The organism is Ruegeria sp. BHSB064, from assembly GCF_059613205.1.
This window is the reverse complement of the sequence record NZ_JBXWSB010000018.1, coordinates 1-15,611: the sequence shown is the minus strand read 5'-3', so window position 1 is coordinate 15,611 and position 15,611 is coordinate 1. Positions and strand designations below refer to the sequence as shown.

Annotated in this window: 14 protein-coding genes; 3 read left to right on the top strand and 11 right to left on the bottom strand. The window is 58.0% G+C overall.

Annotation, left to right across the window (positions count from 1 at the left end):
• Nucleotides 1–14: 14 nt before the first annotated feature.
• The 4 genes from AC2FNU_RS06585 to AC2FNU_RS06570 form a co-directional block, all read right to left on the bottom strand.
• Nucleotides 15–611: a LolA family protein gene (locus AC2FNU_RS06585; RefSeq protein ID WP_496786308.1), complete on the bottom strand. Its 597-nt coding sequence runs from the start codon at nucleotides 609–611 to the stop codon at nucleotides 15–17.
• 39 nt (nucleotides 612–650) lie between these two features.
• Nucleotides 651–3,563 carry a DNA translocase FtsK gene (locus tag AC2FNU_RS06580; RefSeq protein ID WP_496786307.1) on the bottom strand — a complete coding sequence of 971 codons (2,913 nt, stop codon included), beginning with the start codon at nucleotides 3,561–3,563 and terminating at the stop codon, nucleotides 651–653.
• Between the two features lie 14 nt (nucleotides 3,564–3,577).
• On the bottom strand, nucleotides 3,578–4,759 hold the full coding sequence (locus AC2FNU_RS06575; protein WP_496786305.1) for an aminotransferase class I/II-fold pyridoxal phosphate-dependent enzyme: 1,182 nt from the start codon (nucleotides 4,757–4,759) through the stop codon (nucleotides 3,578–3,580).
• A gap of 108 nt (nucleotides 4,760–4,867) precedes the next feature.
• Nucleotides 4,868–6,196 carry an amidase gene (locus tag AC2FNU_RS06570; RefSeq protein WP_496786303.1) on the bottom strand — a complete coding sequence of 443 codons (1,329 nt, stop codon included), beginning with the start codon at nucleotides 6,194–6,196 and terminating at the stop codon, nucleotides 4,868–4,870.
• Nucleotides 6,197–6,247: 51 nt separating this feature from the next.
• Here AC2FNU_RS06570 and AC2FNU_RS06565 point away from each other — a divergent pair, with 51 nt between their 5' ends.
• Nucleotides 6,248–7,510, top strand: coding sequence for an FAD-dependent monooxygenase (locus tag AC2FNU_RS06565; RefSeq protein WP_496786302.1), 1,263 nt, complete (start codon nucleotides 6,248–6,250; stop codon nucleotides 7,508–7,510).
• Here AC2FNU_RS06565 and AC2FNU_RS06560 read toward each other — a convergent pair.
• The 6 genes from AC2FNU_RS06560 to AC2FNU_RS06535 all read right to left on the bottom strand — a co-directional run bounded on the left by AC2FNU_RS06560 (nucleotide 7,507) and on the right by AC2FNU_RS06535 (nucleotide 13,328).
• Nucleotides 7,507–7,692 (bottom strand): Trm112 family protein, encoded by a 186-nt coding sequence (locus AC2FNU_RS06560; protein ID WP_496786300.1) that lies wholly within the window; start codon nucleotides 7,690–7,692, stop codon nucleotides 7,507–7,509. The genes AC2FNU_RS06565 and AC2FNU_RS06560 overlap by 4 nt on opposite strands.
• On the bottom strand, nucleotides 7,689–8,330 hold the full coding sequence (locus AC2FNU_RS06555; protein WP_496786298.1) for an LON peptidase substrate-binding domain-containing protein: 642 nt from the start codon (nucleotides 8,328–8,330) through the stop codon (nucleotides 7,689–7,691). The genes AC2FNU_RS06560 and AC2FNU_RS06555 overlap by 4 nt, the downstream gene beginning before the upstream one ends.
• Nucleotides 8,331–8,357: 27 nt before the next feature.
• Nucleotides 8,358–9,272 (bottom strand): thioredoxin, encoded by a 915-nt coding sequence (gene trxA, locus AC2FNU_RS06550; RefSeq protein ID WP_496786296.1) that lies wholly within the window; start codon nucleotides 9,270–9,272, stop codon nucleotides 8,358–8,360.
• 75 nt (nucleotides 9,273–9,347) lie between these two features.
• The gene (locus AC2FNU_RS06545) at nucleotides 9,348–10,136 is read right to left on the bottom strand and encodes an exodeoxyribonuclease III (protein ID WP_496786294.1); all 789 of its coding nucleotides are present in this window, start codon (nucleotides 10,134–10,136) and stop codon (nucleotides 9,348–9,350) included.
• Between the two features lie 146 nt (nucleotides 10,137–10,282).
• Nucleotides 10,283–12,325, bottom strand: coding sequence for an amidohydrolase (locus tag AC2FNU_RS06540; RefSeq protein ID WP_496786292.1), 2,043 nt, complete (start codon nucleotides 12,323–12,325; stop codon nucleotides 10,283–10,285).
• A 316-nt stretch (nucleotides 12,326–12,641) separates the two neighbouring features.
• Entirely contained in the window at nucleotides 12,642–13,328 is a 687-nt protein-coding gene (locus AC2FNU_RS06535; protein ID WP_171096035.1) for a response regulator transcription factor, read from the bottom strand.
• Nucleotides 13,329–13,490: 162 nt separating this feature from the next.
• Here AC2FNU_RS06535 and ribA point away from each other — a divergent pair, with 162 nt between their 5' ends.
• On the top strand, nucleotides 13,491–14,582 hold the full coding sequence (gene ribA / locus AC2FNU_RS06530) for a GTP cyclohydrolase II (RefSeq protein ID WP_496786290.1): 1,092 nt from the start codon (nucleotides 13,491–13,493) through the stop codon (nucleotides 14,580–14,582).
• Nucleotides 14,579–15,079: a L,D-transpeptidase family protein gene (locus AC2FNU_RS06525; protein WP_496786288.1), complete on the top strand. Its 501-nt coding sequence runs from the start codon at nucleotides 14,579–14,581 to the stop codon at nucleotides 15,077–15,079. The genes ribA and AC2FNU_RS06525 overlap by 4 nt, the downstream gene beginning before the upstream one ends.
• Here AC2FNU_RS06525 and AC2FNU_RS06520 read toward each other — a convergent pair.
• The coding region (locus AC2FNU_RS06520) for a YggS family pyridoxal phosphate-dependent enzyme (RefSeq protein ID WP_496786286.1) at nucleotides 15,063–15,611 on the bottom strand (549 nt) is incomplete at its 5' end. The two genes, AC2FNU_RS06525 and AC2FNU_RS06520, sit on opposite strands and share 17 nt — an antisense overlap.

The window sequence follows — 15,611 nt, the reverse complement described above, 5'->3', positions numbered from 1 at the left end:
AAAGCTTGATCGGGTCAGCGATTGCCTGACCCGACCCTTTTTCTGTTCGAGAACAAGTCCTGATCGAGGCGTCCGCCTTCATTCAGCGCGCCGAGCAAAACAGTTGTCTGCCCCCCCGCGTTGTCGTGAATGACCCATTTACGCAGCTCGACCGGGTTGTCGGTGAACATCAGCTCAATCCGTCCTGCATCCGGGTTCTTTGGGTCTTGTGCCGTGACCACGGTGGCCGTGCCATCAAAGTTGTGACCCACGACCATATTGGCCTGACCCAAGTTCACATTCCGCGCCAGTACGATGGAAAGGGGCGTCCGCTTCAGCGGGTATTGCTCGGGCGGCTGGTTTGATTTCGGGTCAAAGATCTGCACGCTGCCAGACCGCACCAGCACAACTGCGCTGTTGGGTGGGTCGTATTCAAACCGCATCTTACCCGGGCGCTGCATCCACAGCTTGCCGGTGCTCAGCGATCCGTCATCGTTCACTTGTGTGAAGGTCGTCTCAACCGTTTTCAATCCGTTCAGGTAATTGGAAATCTGCGAAAGCGGCAGCTTATCCGCCGCCCAAGCGGCGGGTGCGGCCAGTGTTAATGCAAGGGCAAAAGCAATCTGTTTCATGCCGTACAGATAGGCCTTCTGCCCTTGTTATTAAATATCTTACTGCTCGGGGACGAGGATTTCCCGCTTACCGACATGATTTGCCGCAGAAACAACGCCTTCGTCCTCCATCTGCTCAACCAGACGGGCGGCCTTGTTGTAGCCGATGGCAAGTTTTCGCTGGATATACGAGGTCGAGCATTTGCGATCCTTGATCACAATCGCCACCGCCTGATCGTACAACGCATCCTCGCCGTTGGTGTTGCCACCAGTGTTCAGCCCCAGAACGGCGTCGATGTTATCTGCTTTGTCTTCGGCCGGGCCATCCAGCACGCTGCCCACGTAGTCGGGTGGGCCGAACTGTTTCAGGTGGTTGACGATTTCCTCGACCTCCTCGTCCGACACAAAAGGACCGTGGCAACGGGTAATCTTGGCACCCCCCGCCATATAAAGCATATCGCCCTGCCCCAGTAGTTGCTCGGCACCCATCTCGCCCAGAATTGTCCGGCTGTCGACTTTCGAGGTCACTTGGAACGAAATCCGGGTCGGGAAGTTCGCCTTGATTGTACCGGTAATCACGTCGACCGAAGGCCGCTGCGTGGCCATGATCAGGTGAATGCCCGACGCCCGTGCCATCTGCGCCAGACGCTGGATGCAGGCTTCGATCTCTTTACCCGCGACCATCATCAGATCTGCCATCTCATCGACGATGACAACGATATAGGGCATTGCTTCGGGCGCGAACTCTTCTGTCTCAAAGGTCGGCTCGCCGGTTTCATCATCAAACCCGGTCTGCACCGTGCGGCTGAACAACTCGCCTTTGTCCAACGCGTCCTTCACTCGACCGTTGTAACCAGCGATGTTGCGGACGCCCATTTTGGACATCTTGCGATAACGATCCTCCATCTCACCAACGACCCATTTCAGGGCCACAACCGCCTTTTTCGGATCGGTGACGACAGGGGACAGCAGATGCGGGATGCCGTCATAGACGCTGAGTTCCAGCATCTTCGGGTCGATCATGATCAGGCGGCATTCATCCGGTGTCAGTTTGTACAGCAGCGACAGGATCATGGTGTTGATCGCCACCGACTTACCCGAGCCGGTCGTACCAGCGATCAGCAGGTGAGGCATCTTGGCCAGGTTGGCCACAACGGATTCGCCACCAATATCTTTGCCCAGCGCCAGCGGCAGCGCGTGGTTGCCATCGCCAAAATCGCGGCTGGCGAGGATTTCGCGCAGCACCACCATCTCACGGTTTTCGTTCGGCAGTTCGATGCCGATGACCGAACGGCCCGGCAAGGTCGAAACCCGTGCCGACAGCGCCGACATGGAACGCGCGATGTCATCCGCCAGACCAATCACCCGGCTGGCTTTCAAGCCCGGTGCCGGTTCCAGCTCATACATGGTGACCACAGGGCCGGGGCGCACGCTGACAATCTCACCCTTGACGCCATAGTCATCCAGAACGTTCTCCAGCATCCGCGCGTTTTCTTCCAACGCCTCATCACTCAGATGATGGCGCTGAATGCTGGCGGGGTTCGACAACAATCCCAGCGGAGGCAGTTCGAAATCCGAATGCTTGTCCTCAAAAGACAGTGCCGGCTGTGCCTCGGCCTGCGCACGGCGCGATGGCGGCGGCGTGCGACGCACGGGCTGTGCGACCACAGGTTTGCGCGGTTCAGCAACTGGGATCTTCATCGCAGGGCGCGACTGCGGCACAGAGTCCTCCATGTCCTCGACAAGCGGTTCATCGTCCAGATCCGGCATTGGTGCGTATTGGTCTTGCTGGATCTCGGGCGCATACTCGAACGGGGCCGGATCATGCCACTCGGGTGCAGCACCTGCTGTCATCGGGGGTTCGGGTGGCAACCCACCGGCTGTCACTGGTGGCTCGGCCGGCAATTCATCCGGCTGATGCGGGTTCAGGATCAGCGGATCGGGTCGACGGCCTCGGCCCTTTGTCAAGGGCAGGCTCGGGTCCGGTTCGGGCGTCATCTCACCCGTTGCGACTTTGCGATTGCGCACAGCAGCTGAGATTTTTGAGCGGATGCGATCTTCACCGGGCATTTCGTCAAAGCCAGCGATCGGTTCGGGATCAACCAATTCAGGCTCAGGCATCGGTTCCGGGCGGCGGATCAGAGACGGCATGCGTGCCAGCAGGCCGGTTTTGGGTGCGGGTTCGGGCTCTTCTTCCAGTTCTTCAAAGACGGGGTCACCGAAGGCGATGTCATCATTCAAAACCGGTTCCACCCGCGCGGCGCGGTGTTCTTTCCATTGCTCGCGCCGATCCCGCGCGGCCTGAGCTGTTGCCGAGGCACCGCGACCCAACAAATTCATCAGCAGATCGTAAGCCATCACCAGACCCAAGAGGAACGCACGGAAGCCGCGTTTCACGTCTGCTTTGGTGAAACCCAGAACAAAAATGCCCAGCGCAATCATCCCGACCGCCATGGCAAGTGACATCAGCTTGACCAGAAAATGCGACGAGATTGGCAAAAGCGTCAGCAACGCGCCCATGACCGTGTCGCCAAACAAACCACCCAGACCATAGCTGTGCGTCGCGCGCCATTCGGCACCGGGAACAAGGGTCGCGGCGTAGACTGAGACAAAGGCGATCCAGATTGGGGCAAAGATCAGCCGGGCAATGGCGCGGTCTTCACCGAAATGACCCGCGAAACGCAAACCCCAGCCGATCAAAACAAGCGCGATGCCCCAGCTGCCCCAGCCTACGATCATGAACAAGGGCGCAGCAATCGAGGCCCCGATCCGCCCCATCCAGTTCTGCACCGGCGCATCGGTCGAAACCATCCAGTTGGGATCATCAGGCGTGTAGGACCAGATCATCGCCGCCGCTGCCAAACCCAGCAGGATCAGAGCAATACCGATCAGTTCCTTGCTGCGTCGCTCCAAGGCGGCTTGCGTGGTGCTGTCCAACAATGGATCGCGATTGCGCGCGTTATATGATGCCATTTTGCCCTCGTACCTCACGAATAGATGCAGTCGCGGAGTGTGATCAGACCACGCTGCAACTCTGTTTTTGGGGCCACCAACGCAACCCGGATAAAGCCTTCGCCCGGGTTATTCCCCGGATCACCTTGTGAAAGATATGCGCCCGGCAGAACCCGAACCCCGGTGTCCTGCCAGACCTTCAATGCTGTGTCTTCGCCATTCTCAACCGGCAGCCATAGAAAGAACCCGGCCTCTGGCGACATGTATCCCTGCACGCCCGCGAAAACTTCATCCGCAATGGCGTATTTTTCCTGATACAACGCGCGGTTTTCCCGCACATGATCCTCATCCGCCCAAACTTTTGCCGCAGCAGCTTGCAAGGGCAGCGGCAGCGGCGATCCGGCGTAGGTCCGCAGTTTTTTGACCTGTTTGATCGTCTCAGGCCCGCCCGCGATCAGTCCCGACCGCAACCCAGCAAGGTTCGAGCGCTTTGACAGCGAATTGAACAGCGTAATCCGTTCAGGGTCTGCGCCCAGTTCTTGTGCGACGGTCAGAATACCTGTCGGAGCCGTGTCCCGGTAAATCTCGGAATAACACTCGTCGGCGAAAATGCGGAAATCATATTGCTCGGCCAGACGGATCAGTTCGGCCCAATAATCACGCGAGGCGACGGCCCCCTGCGGGTTGGCAGGTGAGCAGATGTAGGCCACAGCGGTGCGGTTCAGCACATCCACGGGCAGGCTGGCATAGTCTGGCAAGTGGCCCGTCGCGGCGGTGGCAGGCACAAAGTAAGGCTGCGCGCCAACTGAAAGCGAAGCCACCATGTAAACCTGATAGAACGGGTTCGGACACAGAATAACAGGCTGCTGGCCGTTCTTCTGTTCCGGGCACAGCGCCATGGCAGCGTTGTACAGACCCTCGCGCGTGCCGTTTAACGCCATTACATTGGCATCCGGGTCCATCTGAACGCCATAGCGGCGATGGATCCAATCCGTGATCGCACCACGCAGCGCGTCCGAACCTTCGTTCGGGGGATAGCCCTGAAACCCAGAGGCGTTTTCCATGATGACATCTGTCACCCAGGCCGGAAAATCATGGGTGGGTGCCCCAATGGTCATATGAACGACATCACCGCCCGGCTGGTGATGATCCAACAGGGCGCGCAGACGCGGGAATGCATAAGCCGGTAGGTTCGAAAACCGCTCGGGGAAATCCATAATACTGCCTCAATATCGGGGTCATTTACGCCCCGTTTTTTTGTCAGATTACAGCCCGGGCACCTCTTCGTCCAGACAAAGAGGTTCCGAATCAGGGGATTGTGGCATTCAGGCCAGCACCGATTCCGCTGCTGAACCCAGCCGCAAAAGGGCCTCTTCCGAGCCGGGATAGCCCAGCATCATCAACCCGCAACTGGGGGTTCCGGTAGGCAGGCTCAACGACGCAAGACCCATCAAATTGCCAATCCGCGTGTTGCGTAAGGCCAGCAGATTTTCGGTTACGTAGTAGTCATGGTCGCTCATCAACCGCTCCAGATTGGGCGGCAGAATCGGGGCCGTAGGGGCCAGAACCGCGTCAAACCCGGCGGTTGCTGCGTCCCATGCGGTGCGGCAAGCCTTGAGCTTGGACCAGGCGGCCACATAGTCGGGGCCAGAGAACCCCATGCCAATACGGAACCGTTCAAGAATCTCAGGATACATCGCTTCGGGGTTTGCTTCGATCACGTCGCGCCACAGCCCATAGGCCTCGGTCGTGTAAACGATGCTGGTCAGGGTCATGGCCTCGTTCAGCGCAGGCACCTCCAAAGGCACGACTTCGGCCCCGGCATCTGCGAGTTTTGCAAGCGCTTCTTCGTATGCCTTACGCGGCGTATCGCGCAGATCGTCCTTCGCAATGTTCTGCAAATCGGCAAACCGGCGACCTTTGAGCGAAGCACCGCGCAGATCGGCTGGCGATCCGCCTTCGAGCAGAGCCAACATATGCGCGGCGTCCTCGACCGACCGCGCCAGCGGCCCAACCGTATCAAACCGCAGGCAGAGCGGTACGACACCTTCCAGACTAAGCCGCCCGGAGGTGGTTTTCAGACCGACCAGATCATTCCACGCCGCAGGGATCCGAACCGACCCGCCGGTGTCCGAACCAATGCCACAAGCGGCCAAACCCCAAGCGACCGACGCGGCTGCACCGGAAGACGACCCGCCCGGCACTGCGGCTTCGTCGTGAATGCAGGGCGGTGTTGCAGTGATCGGGTTGAGGCCAAGGCCAGAGAAAGCCAGCTCACTCATATGCGTTTTGCCCAAACAGACGGCACCCATCTGAGTCGCGTTGCGCAACACCAGCGCATCCGCATCCGGCACACGATCCTTCAACAGAGCCGAACCGGCCTCGGTCACGGTGCCTGCTGAATCGAACAGGTCTTTCCAGCTGATCGGGACCCCGTCCAGCATAGACCGGCGCAGGCCCAGCTTGGCACGCTTTTGCGCTGCTTCAGCCTCGGACCGTGCGCGGTCATGGGTGACGCGGGCATAGATGCGGTCCCGATGCGGATGCGTGTCGATAGCAGACAGGTAGGTTTCCGTCAGATCTACGGGGTCAATCTGGCCCATTCCAATGCCACGGCCCAAATCACACGCGGTCATGGTCAACCATTCCTGCATCTTGCCCCTCCTGATTTTCGGCTTTGGGTGACGGTAGCGACAGGACTGCACATGGACAATCCCGAAAGGGCGCGCATATTGCAGGGCATGACACAGGCATCTGACATTCTGATCGTGGGCGGCGGGCTGAACGGACCCGCTTTGTCGCTGGCACTGGCACAAACAGGTCACTCAGTCACGGTGATCGATGCGTTGGCCGAAAAGGTTCGCAAGAACGCCGCGTTTGACGGACGCGCCTATGCGTTGGCTCTGGCATCGCAACGCCTGCTGGACGCGACAGGAGTGTGGGCGCACGTGGCTGAGCACGCCCAACCAATGCTGGAAATCAAAGTCACAGACGGTCACGCGGGCGCGGGCCCTTCACCCTTTTTCATGCATTTCGACCATGCCGAGATCGAAGAAGGCCCGATGGGGTATATGGTCGAAGACCGCCATCTGCGCCGCGCTTTTCTGGACGCTATGGCCAAGGAGCCGCGCATCACCCAGATAAGCGGCAAGACAGTTGTATCCCAACAGAGCGACGCCACCGGGGTGACTTTAACGTTGGACGACGGCACAACCGTGGGCGGCAGCCTGCTGGTTGGGTGCGACGGCCGCCGCAGCGGCACTGCGTCACGGGCGGGCATCAAACGCACCGGCTGGGATTACGGCCAGACCGCGCTGGTCTGCGCCATCGAACATGATCTGCCGCACAATGGCATTGCCCATCAGTTCTTCATGCCGCCGGGACCGCTTGCGATTCTGCCGCTGACCGGAAACCGCAGCTCTATCGTCTGGAGTGAGCGCACCGAGACTGCGGCACAGATCAACGCAATGTCTGAAGAAGATTATCTGCAAGTGCTACGCCCACGGTTCGGCGATTTTCTGGGTGAGATCCGTCTGGCAGGCGACCGTTTCACATACCCGCTGAACCTGACCATTGCCAATTCCTTTATCGGCGACCGCATGGCACTGGTCGGCGATGCCGCACACGGGATGCACCCCATTGCCGGTCAGGGCCTAAATGCCGGCCTGCGCGATGTCGGGGCTTTGGCTGAGGTTGTGACACTGGCTGGGCGACGCGGCGAGGATATCGGTTCGGTCATGGTACTCGAGCGCTATCAGGAATGGCGCCGCTTTGACACGGCCTCGCTTGCGATGGCGACAGATGTCTTCAACAAGCTGTTTTCCAACGACAACCCCCTGCTACGCCTGGGCCGGGATATTGGGATGGGCATTGTCGGTTCGTTGCCCGGGCTGCGCCGGGGCTTTGTGCGTGAGGCTGCGGGCCTGACTGGCGATCTTCCCAAACTGTTGCAAGGACGGCCGATTTAGTCGAGCTGTCGCGCCTCATCGATCAGCATCACCGGGATCCCGTTGCGGATGGGAAAGGCCAACCCGGCAGCTTTTGACACCAGCTCTTGTTTTTCAGCGTCATAGTGCAGCGTGGTGTGGGTCTGCGGGCAGATCAACGCTTCGAGCATGTGGCGGTCAAAAGCGTGGTCAGTTTCGGTCATTGCAGTTTTTCCTCATTCGATCCGCCGCGCATGGCGAATTCAATCAGCGTCACCAGGGTCTCGCGCCGGGTCCGCAGGCAGGGGGCTTCCAAAAGGGCCTGTTTTTCCTCGGGGTCGAAATCCAAAAGCATCGACAATGAATTCACCAGCAACTCATCCTCTGCGTCTTTCAATGAATCCCAGTCGGTGGACAGCTGCCGGGACAAAAAGAAGCGTTCCAACAGGGTCAGGAATTTTGTGCGATTGAAACCGTCGTCTTTCTCGGCCTTACCAAGATCGCGATCGAATCCATCCCATGAGACGGCACACCTGCGATAGGGTGTGAACGCGTCCAACTCTGACACAATGCGGAACCGGGATACACCGGTCAGCGTAATCAGATAGCGACCGTCTTCTGTTTCGGAAAACTGCGTCACCCGCCCGGCACATCCGATACGGTGCAGCTTTTTCTCGTCGCTGACCGACGGGTTCGGCTGAACCATTGCAATCAGCCTTTCCTTGGTTTTCAGCGCATCGTCCAGCATCTGTAGATAACGCGGCTCGAAGATATGCAGAGGCAACGGCGACCGGGGCAACAGCAGTGCCCCGGGCAAAGGAAAAACGGATACCGTATCCGGCAAGTCGGCGGGATGCATCATGTACCCAATTCTAGCTCTGATCAGAGATTAGGCAAATATCATCGAGCTGAGTTTGCGGCGTCCGTTCAGAACGATCGGATCATTGGGCTTAAGCGCATCAAAAATGGTAAATAGCTGCGCCTTGGCTGCGCCGTCATTCCACTCACGGTCCCGGCGAAACAGCTCCAGCAGTTGCGCCACGGCTTCTTCCACTTCACCGTTTGCGTGCAGAGCCTGGGCCAGATCAAACCGGGCTTGGTGGTTGTCAGGATCAGCCTCGACAGCGGCCGTCAGTTCAGCAACAGGGCCTGCATCTGCGGCCTGTTTGGCCAGCTCCAGCTGTGCGTGAGCAGCCTCCAGCTCGGCGGATGTTGAAATCTCGGCCGGAGCACCATTCAGGATCGCCTCGGCCTGTTCCAGATCTCCGGTGGCGATATGCGCACGCACCAAGCCGCCATAGGCTGCCGCGTGGTTGGGGTCTTCACCCAGAATGGCCGCAAAGGTCTGCGCCGCGTCCGCAGCCGCACCTTCGGTCAGCATTTCCTCGGCGGCTTGCACGGCATCATCCAACTGGCCGCCCGGGCTTTCACCGCCAGCCGCTTCAATCACGCGGTCGACAAACGCCTTGATCTCGGACCCCGGCAGTGCACCCTGAAATCCATCGACCGGTTGGCCCTTGAAGAAAGCGTAAACGGTTGGAATCGACTGGATCCGCATTTGCGAGGCGATCATCTGCGCCTCATCCACGTTGATCTTGACCATCTTCACCGCGCCTTTCGCGGCAGTCACAGCCTCTTCCAGCATTGGGCCCAGCGTCTTGCACGGACCACACCAAGGCGCCCAGAAATCAACGATAACGGGGGTTTCCTGCGAAGCTTCGACCACGTCGGCCATGAAAGTGGCCTCACTCCCGTCTTTGATCAGATCGGTGGCTGGGGCGTCTGCGCCGTTCAGAAGGTCCATGGCAATCACTCTCTCGTTCGAACTTGCGCCCTATATGCAATCGCTTGCGGCAGAAACCAAGGGCAGAGTTACATCTCAGACGTCAAAGGTCGCAAAGACCGGAGCATGATCGCTGGGCTTTTCCCATCCGCGTGCATCCCGCAGGATACGGCTGGAATGGCCTGCGTTGGAAATATCCGGCGTGGCCCAGACATGATCCAGCCGTCGCCCTTTATCCGCCGCATCCCAATCACGCGCGCGGTACGACCACCAGCTGTACAGCTGACCCTCGGGAATATCTTGCCGCGTAACATCGACCCAACCGCCTGCGTCCTGTGTTTCGGCCAAATGTTCAACTTCGATCGGTGTGTGCGAGACGACTTTGAGCAGCTGTTTATGCGACCAAACATCATCTTCGCGCGGGGCAATGTTCAGATCGCCAACCAGAATGGATTTCTGGGGCTTTTCCGCATGGAACCAATCGCGCATGTCGGTGAGGTAATCGAGTTTCTGGCCGAATTTCTCATTCACGTCGCGATCCGGTACATCCCCGCCTGCCGGGACATAAAAGTTGTGGATCGTCACGCCGTTTTCCAACCGTCCGGCGATGTGGCGCGCATGGCCCAAACCGGCGAAATCCTTGTCGCCCACCTCTTCCATCGGCAAGCGCGACAGAATTGCGACGCCGTTATACCCCTTCTGCCCGCGCGCAACCATGTGGGTATAACCCAGCTCGGCAAACCCTTCAGTCGGGATCTTTTCGACCGGAGACTTACATTCCTGAAGGCACAACACGTCCGGCGCTTCTTCCTGCAGCAATTTCAGCACAATAGGCTCGCGCAGGCGGACCGAGTTGATGTTCCAGGTGGCAAGGGTGAAGGGCATGGGGGATTCCTCTGTCGCGGTTTGGCGGAGGTTAGCGTGGTGTGGGACGGGGTGCCATGGGAAAAGGCCCCAAAAGCCAGGTCAATGAATGACCGCTATGCGGACATTCCGGACACTTGATTATCCAATCTCAGCTTGGCTCCAATCTAAACTTTGGAGGCCCATTCGGACACGACGGCCCACCCCAACGCATTGGTCCCGCAACAGCTAACTGCCGAGATTTGCCCCGCCGCAGATGTCGTGCACGATTGAGATACGGGTGAAGCGCAACACGAGCATCCGGCAAGCATGCCCTTCTGGGCGATGCCCGATACATCAGCAAGCGTGTATAACGGCTTTTTTGGTGGATTTATCGTATCCCTTGGTGGAGATAACGATGCGCGGTCGAGATCGAAGTCGTCTGACACAGGAAAAATGTCACCCTCAAGTACCGTTCCCCAGATACCGATGTCTTTTATCTTGTCCGCCTCTGCCTCGAATGGGTCTTCTTCAAGGATGGTGAAGTTCGCCAACTTGCCGGGAGCGATAGAGCCAACCTCATCCTCCAATCGAAGGGATTGGGCCGCATCAATGGTCACAGCCCGCAGCGCATCTTCGACAGATAAGCGGTGTTCGGGACCAGCCACGCGGCCAGATACTGTCGTCCGGTTAACACCAGCCCACACGAGAAACAGCGGTTCACCCGGAGCCATTGGTACGTCTGAGTGGAAAGAAATCGGGGTTCCGTTGGCCTTGATTGGGCCAAGGGGCACAATGTCATCTGCACGGTCCGGACCAAGTCCAAGCTCGCTGTATCGATCTGACAGCGCGGTTACGTAGTATGGATTGCCGCTGACGATGCAGCCCAGTTCAGCGATCCGCTTTGCTTGATCTTCTCTCGCATAACCGAAGTGGACCAGTGTCGTGCGGTGATCGGCTCGCGGCATCCGGCGCATGTTTCGCTCAACAGCGTCCAAGATCAAGTCCACGGCAAGGTCGCCAGTTTGATGAACATGCAACTGGTAGCCTGCTTCCCAGTAGGCATCGAAAACAGGATTGAACTCATCCGGTTGCATGATCCACTCGCCGTGGAAATCGCCGCCTACGTAGGGCTCCGACACCTGCATGGCCAAACTGTAAACAGCGCCATCGGCGAAGAGTTTCACCTGCTTCGGCATGAAAGCCGTCTTGCCTTCACCCCAATCGAGCAGCTTTTCCGTCTCCTCGATCATCGTGCCGTTTTGGAGGTGTAAGGCAGCCAGAGATTTCCCGTCCGGTATGAAATAGGTCCTGAGCGGTGCGTCAGGCCCGGAAAAGACGGCATTGGTTGCTTCTTGAAGAGGGCGCGACAGCACGCCTCCCGGTTCCGCAGCAACAGTGACACCGGCTCGGTGCATATACTCGCGCGCCAGCCTGAGACCGGCGCCCAGACGCTCTGGTGTTGAAAGCACCGGTGCAACTGCGGGAAGAACGGCGAACATGCCTGCCTCAAAGAAATACCCGTCTTCAAAGCTCGATTGCTCAAGCGCGAGCCCCGCAAAGCCATTAACAAAGTCTTCGGTGATGCCCAGCAACTGCAATGCGGGAGTGTTTAGGATCAACTCGTGCGCAGATCGGTGGACTATAATGATTGGGCGCGTGCTGCTGATCTCGTCGAGTTGTGCACGCCTGATCTCTCCATGAAAAAAGTGGTGATACCCCCATGTCAGCAACAAGGCGTCGGGATCATCCATTGCCGCTTCGGCGGCTTGCAAACGAGACTTATAATCCGCCTCATCCTCGGCGGCCTTCGAAAAGCCAGTCGGAATGTTCCAATCCTCGATCGATATGATCTCGGACGTCAGTGTCAATCCGGCGAGGAAAGGATGCACGTGCTGGTCTATTAAACCGGCGACAATGACTTTCTCGGAGAACTGATCGTCCAGCCGAAACGGCTGCGAACCAATCCGGTCAACGAGTGCGTCGCGCGAACCGGCGGCTAGGATACGGTCTCCGACCACAGCAACAGCGTTTATTGCCGGGTCGTTGTCCTCCATGGTGATGACGCGCTGCGCTGTGTAAACAGTGATTTCCGGCAGTGTCTGAAGCTGGCTTCCAAAATCCTGCAATGACGAGGCCGCTTGAGAAAACGTGGCATGAGAAATCGCGATCATCGACGCGCTGCCAAGGATGGTCATTGCAGTGCGGCGGGTAACATTCAATTTGGTCATAGTTTTTCAGTGCTCAATTAGGCGAAATTTTCCTGAGCCTAACATCGAGATGATCTCAGGTGGAAAGGAAATTTGGTGCTGGCTTTGAACTGAGCGCCAAGTTTCTAAATCAAAATGATGCTCTGATTTAGCGACTGACCCCGACCGCTTTGGGCTCAAAGCGGCCATCTTGCCAACTCCCCACAAAAAAAAGCCGGGCCATTCGGCCCGGCAGTCCAACAGGGAGGTGCATGTCATAACCCGGACATGCGCGGGTTGGGAGTAACCTAATTATGAGTTCAGGGTATCACTTTGATCCACATCAATCCACAACGAGTTAAGACACCAGCCGATATCCACCCGATTCTGTGACCAAAAGGCGCGCATTGGACGGATCGGGCTCGATTTTCTGACGCAGACGGTAGATGTGGGTTTCCAGCGTATGCGTGGTGACACCAGCGTTATAACCCCAGACCTCGTGCAGCAGAACATCCCGCGCCACGACACCGTCGGTCGAGCGGTACAGGAACTTGAGAATGTTCGTTTCCTTCTCGGTCAGGCGAATTTTACGGTCATCTTCGGTGATCAACATCTTCATCGCCGGTTTGAACGTATAGGGGCCAAGTACAAAGACGGCATCTTCTGATTGTTCGTGCTGGCGCAGCTGGGCGCGGATGCGGGCCAGAAGAACCGGGAATTTGAAAGGTTTGGAGACATAGTCGTTCGCACCTGCATCCAGCCCAAGGATGGTATCGGCGTCGCTGTCATGACCGGTCAGCATCAGGATGGGGCTTTTGACGCCTTGTTTGCGCATCAGGCGGCACAGCTCGCGCCCGTCGGTGTCAGGCAGGCCGACATCCAGAATGACCAGGTCATAGATCGCCTCACGCGCACGTTCCATCGCCGAGGTCCCGTCAGAGGCTTCGAACACATCGAAATCCTCGGTCATCACAAGTTGCTCGCTGAGCGCCTCGCGCAGATCCTCGTCATCGTCCACCAACAGGATTTTCTTGAGCTGAGCCATTTCCCGGTCCTCCAAACGCTTTTCCATCACTTGCGTGTGGAATATGAAATCAACAAGCTTTACTGCAATCGTTTCACGTCTTCGTGTCAGAGTTTGCAGAAATGTTTCACATTTCCTTTCGTAAGAGATAGGAAAAGGGCTGAACGTTGTAGGGTAACCTAGATGAGCCTCACCCCCGATATTTCTGAATTGCTGGCCCGCGCACGGGCTGATCTGCGTATGGGTGTTCCTGTGGCCCTTACCGATGACAGCGGCTACAGCGTGCTTGCTGTTTCTGCGGAAACGCTCAGCCCGCAGCGTCTGGCCGATCTGAAGGCATTGGGAACGCCGGTTGTGGCCATTACCGGACGGCGGGCCGAGACGCTTAAGGCCCGGGCCTATGACGGAGATCTGGCGCGGGTTTTGGTTCCCGCAGACGCGGATATTACCTGGGTTCAGGCCGTGGCCGATCCTTCGGACGATCTGAACGCGCCGATGAAAGGCCCGTTGATGACCGAGCGGCAGGGCAATGCCAATCTGCACCGTATCGCAATCGCGCTGGCAAAATCCGCGCGAATCCTGCCGGCCGCTGTGGTTGTTTCCATCGGAGACGGGCGTTCTTTTGCCACCACACATGGCCTGACATGCATCGATCACACGCGCGCCGCACCACATCTGGCTGATCGCAGCGCATTGCACGAAGTGGTTGCCGCCCGCCTGCCAATGGAAGTGTCCGAGGCCGGTCGCTTGCACATCTTCCGCCCCGAAGACGGTGGTGAAGAACACTATGCCGTCGAAATCGGCCGCCCGGATCGGGACAAACCGGTGTTGGCCCGTTTGCACTCGGCCTGTTTTACCGGCGACCTGATGGGCAGTTTGAAATGTGACTGCGGTCCGCAGTTACGCGGAGCATTGGCGCAGATGGGATCAGAAGGCGCTGGTGTCTTGCTGTATCTCAATCAGGAAGGTCGCGGCATTGGGCTGGCCAACAAGATGCGGGCCTATTTCCTTCAGGATCAAGGCTTTGACACTGTCGAAGCAAACCACAGGCTTGGCTTTGAGGACGACGAGCGCGATTTTCGGCTTGGTTCGGACATTCTGAAGTCACTGGGGTTCAGTTCAGTTCGTCTTTTGACAAACAACCCTGCCAAGATCGCGATGATGGAGCGGACAGGGATCGCCGTCACAGAACGCGTGCCTTTGAAAGTGGGTGAAACGGCTCATAACCGGGGGTATCTGGCGACAAAGGCCGCAAAGTCGGGGCATTTGCTTTGACGCCCAGCGATCTTGTGCTGACCCCGCGTGGTGTTCGGTTTCTGGGCAGGGTTTTCCCTTGCACCATTGGAAAAGGCGGAGTGAGCGGGTCCAAGCGAGAAGGCGACGGCGCCACACCCACCGGGCATCATCGGATTGTCGGAATGCTTTACCGCGCGGACAGGATTGCGCGCCCAACTTACTGGGCGCGTCCGATCGGCCCTCGGGACCTGTGGTCGGATGACGTATCTGACAGCAACTACAATCACATGGTACCTGCCCCATACGCCTGTAGTCACGAGAAACTGCGCCGTGCCGATCCGCTTTACGATCTGGTTCTTGTGACTGACTGGAACTGGCCCAATGCCGTTCCTGGTAAAGGATCAGCTATCTTCATACATCAGTGGCGTCGGCCCGGGTATCCGACCGAAGGTTGCGTCGCCTTTCGCCGGGACCACTTGCATTGGATCGCCAAGCGCGTTGCCCCCGGTACCCGCCTGATTATTCCTGAGGTTTGACCCGTTCGCCGAAAATGGCCGAGCCTACACGCACATGGGTTGCACCCAAAGCGATGGCTTGCTCGAAATCGCCACTCATCCCCATTGACAGCCCTTCCAAACCATTGCGTGCAGCGATCTTGGCCAGAAGCGCAAAATGCAATGAGGGTTCTTCGTCGACAGGGGGAATGCACATCAATCCACGCACAGGAAGATCAAGCGCCTTGCAATCGGCAATGAAGTTGTCCGCGTCGGCAGGAAGAATACCGGCCTTTTGTTCCTCTTCACCTGTATTAACCTGAATGAACAGGTCCGGGCAGGATCCCATCTCTTGCGCCAGGCGCGCCAGTGTTTTGGCCAGTTTTGGTCGATCCACCGAATGAATCGCATCGCATAGTTCCATCGCCTGCCGGGCCTTGTTGGTTTGCAACGGGCCGATAAGGTGCAGATCAATTCCTTCGAACTGCTCTTTGAAGGCGGGCCATTTGCCTGCAGCCTCTTGCACCCGATTCTCTCCGAAACACCTGTGCCCCTGCTCCAGAACCGCCTGCAC

What these genes read in the sequence shown, in the direction of transcription:
- trxA (WP_496786296.1), bottom strand. Translation starts at nt 9,272, where the DNA reads ATGGACCTTCTGAACGGCGCAGACGCCCCAGCCACCGATCTGATCAAA.
- AC2FNU_RS06555 (WP_496786298.1), bottom strand. Translation starts at nt 8,330, where the DNA reads ATGATGCATCCCGCCGACTTGCCGGATACGGTATCCGTTTTTCCTTTG.
- AC2FNU_RS06535 (WP_171096035.1), bottom strand. Translation starts at nt 13,328, where the DNA reads ATGGCTCAGCTCAAGAAAATCCTGTTGGTGGACGATGACGAGGATCTG.
- AC2FNU_RS06575 (WP_496786305.1), bottom strand. Translation starts at nt 4,759, where the DNA reads ATGGATTTCCCCGAGCGGTTTTCGAACCTACCGGCTTATGCATTCCCG.
- AC2FNU_RS06540 (WP_496786292.1), bottom strand. Translation starts at nt 12,325, where the DNA reads ATGACCAAATTGAATGTTACCCGCCGCACTGCAATGACCATCCTTGGC.
- AC2FNU_RS06545 (WP_496786294.1), bottom strand. Translation starts at nt 10,136, where the DNA reads ATGCCCTTCACCCTTGCCACCTGGAACATCAACTCGGTCCGCCTGCGC.
- AC2FNU_RS06560 (WP_496786300.1), bottom strand. Translation starts at nt 7,692, where the DNA reads ATGACCGAAACTGACCACGCTTTTGACCGCCACATGCTCGAAGCGTTG.
- ribA (WP_496786290.1), top strand. Translation starts at nt 13,491, where the DNA reads ATGAGCCTCACCCCCGATATTTCTGAATTGCTGGCCCGCGCACGGGCT.
- AC2FNU_RS06570 (WP_496786303.1), bottom strand. Translation starts at nt 6,196, where the DNA reads ATGCAGGAATGGTTGACCATGACCGCGTGTGATTTGGGCCGTGGCATT.
- AC2FNU_RS06565 (WP_496786302.1), top strand. Translation starts at nt 6,248, where the DNA reads ATGGACAATCCCGAAAGGGCGCGCATATTGCAGGGCATGACACAGGCA.
- AC2FNU_RS06580 (WP_496786307.1), bottom strand. Translation starts at nt 3,563, where the DNA reads ATGGCATCATATAACGCGCGCAATCGCGATCCATTGTTGGACAGCACC.
- AC2FNU_RS06585 (WP_496786308.1), bottom strand. Translation starts at nt 611, where the DNA reads ATGAAACAGATTGCTTTTGCCCTTGCATTAACACTGGCCGCACCCGCC.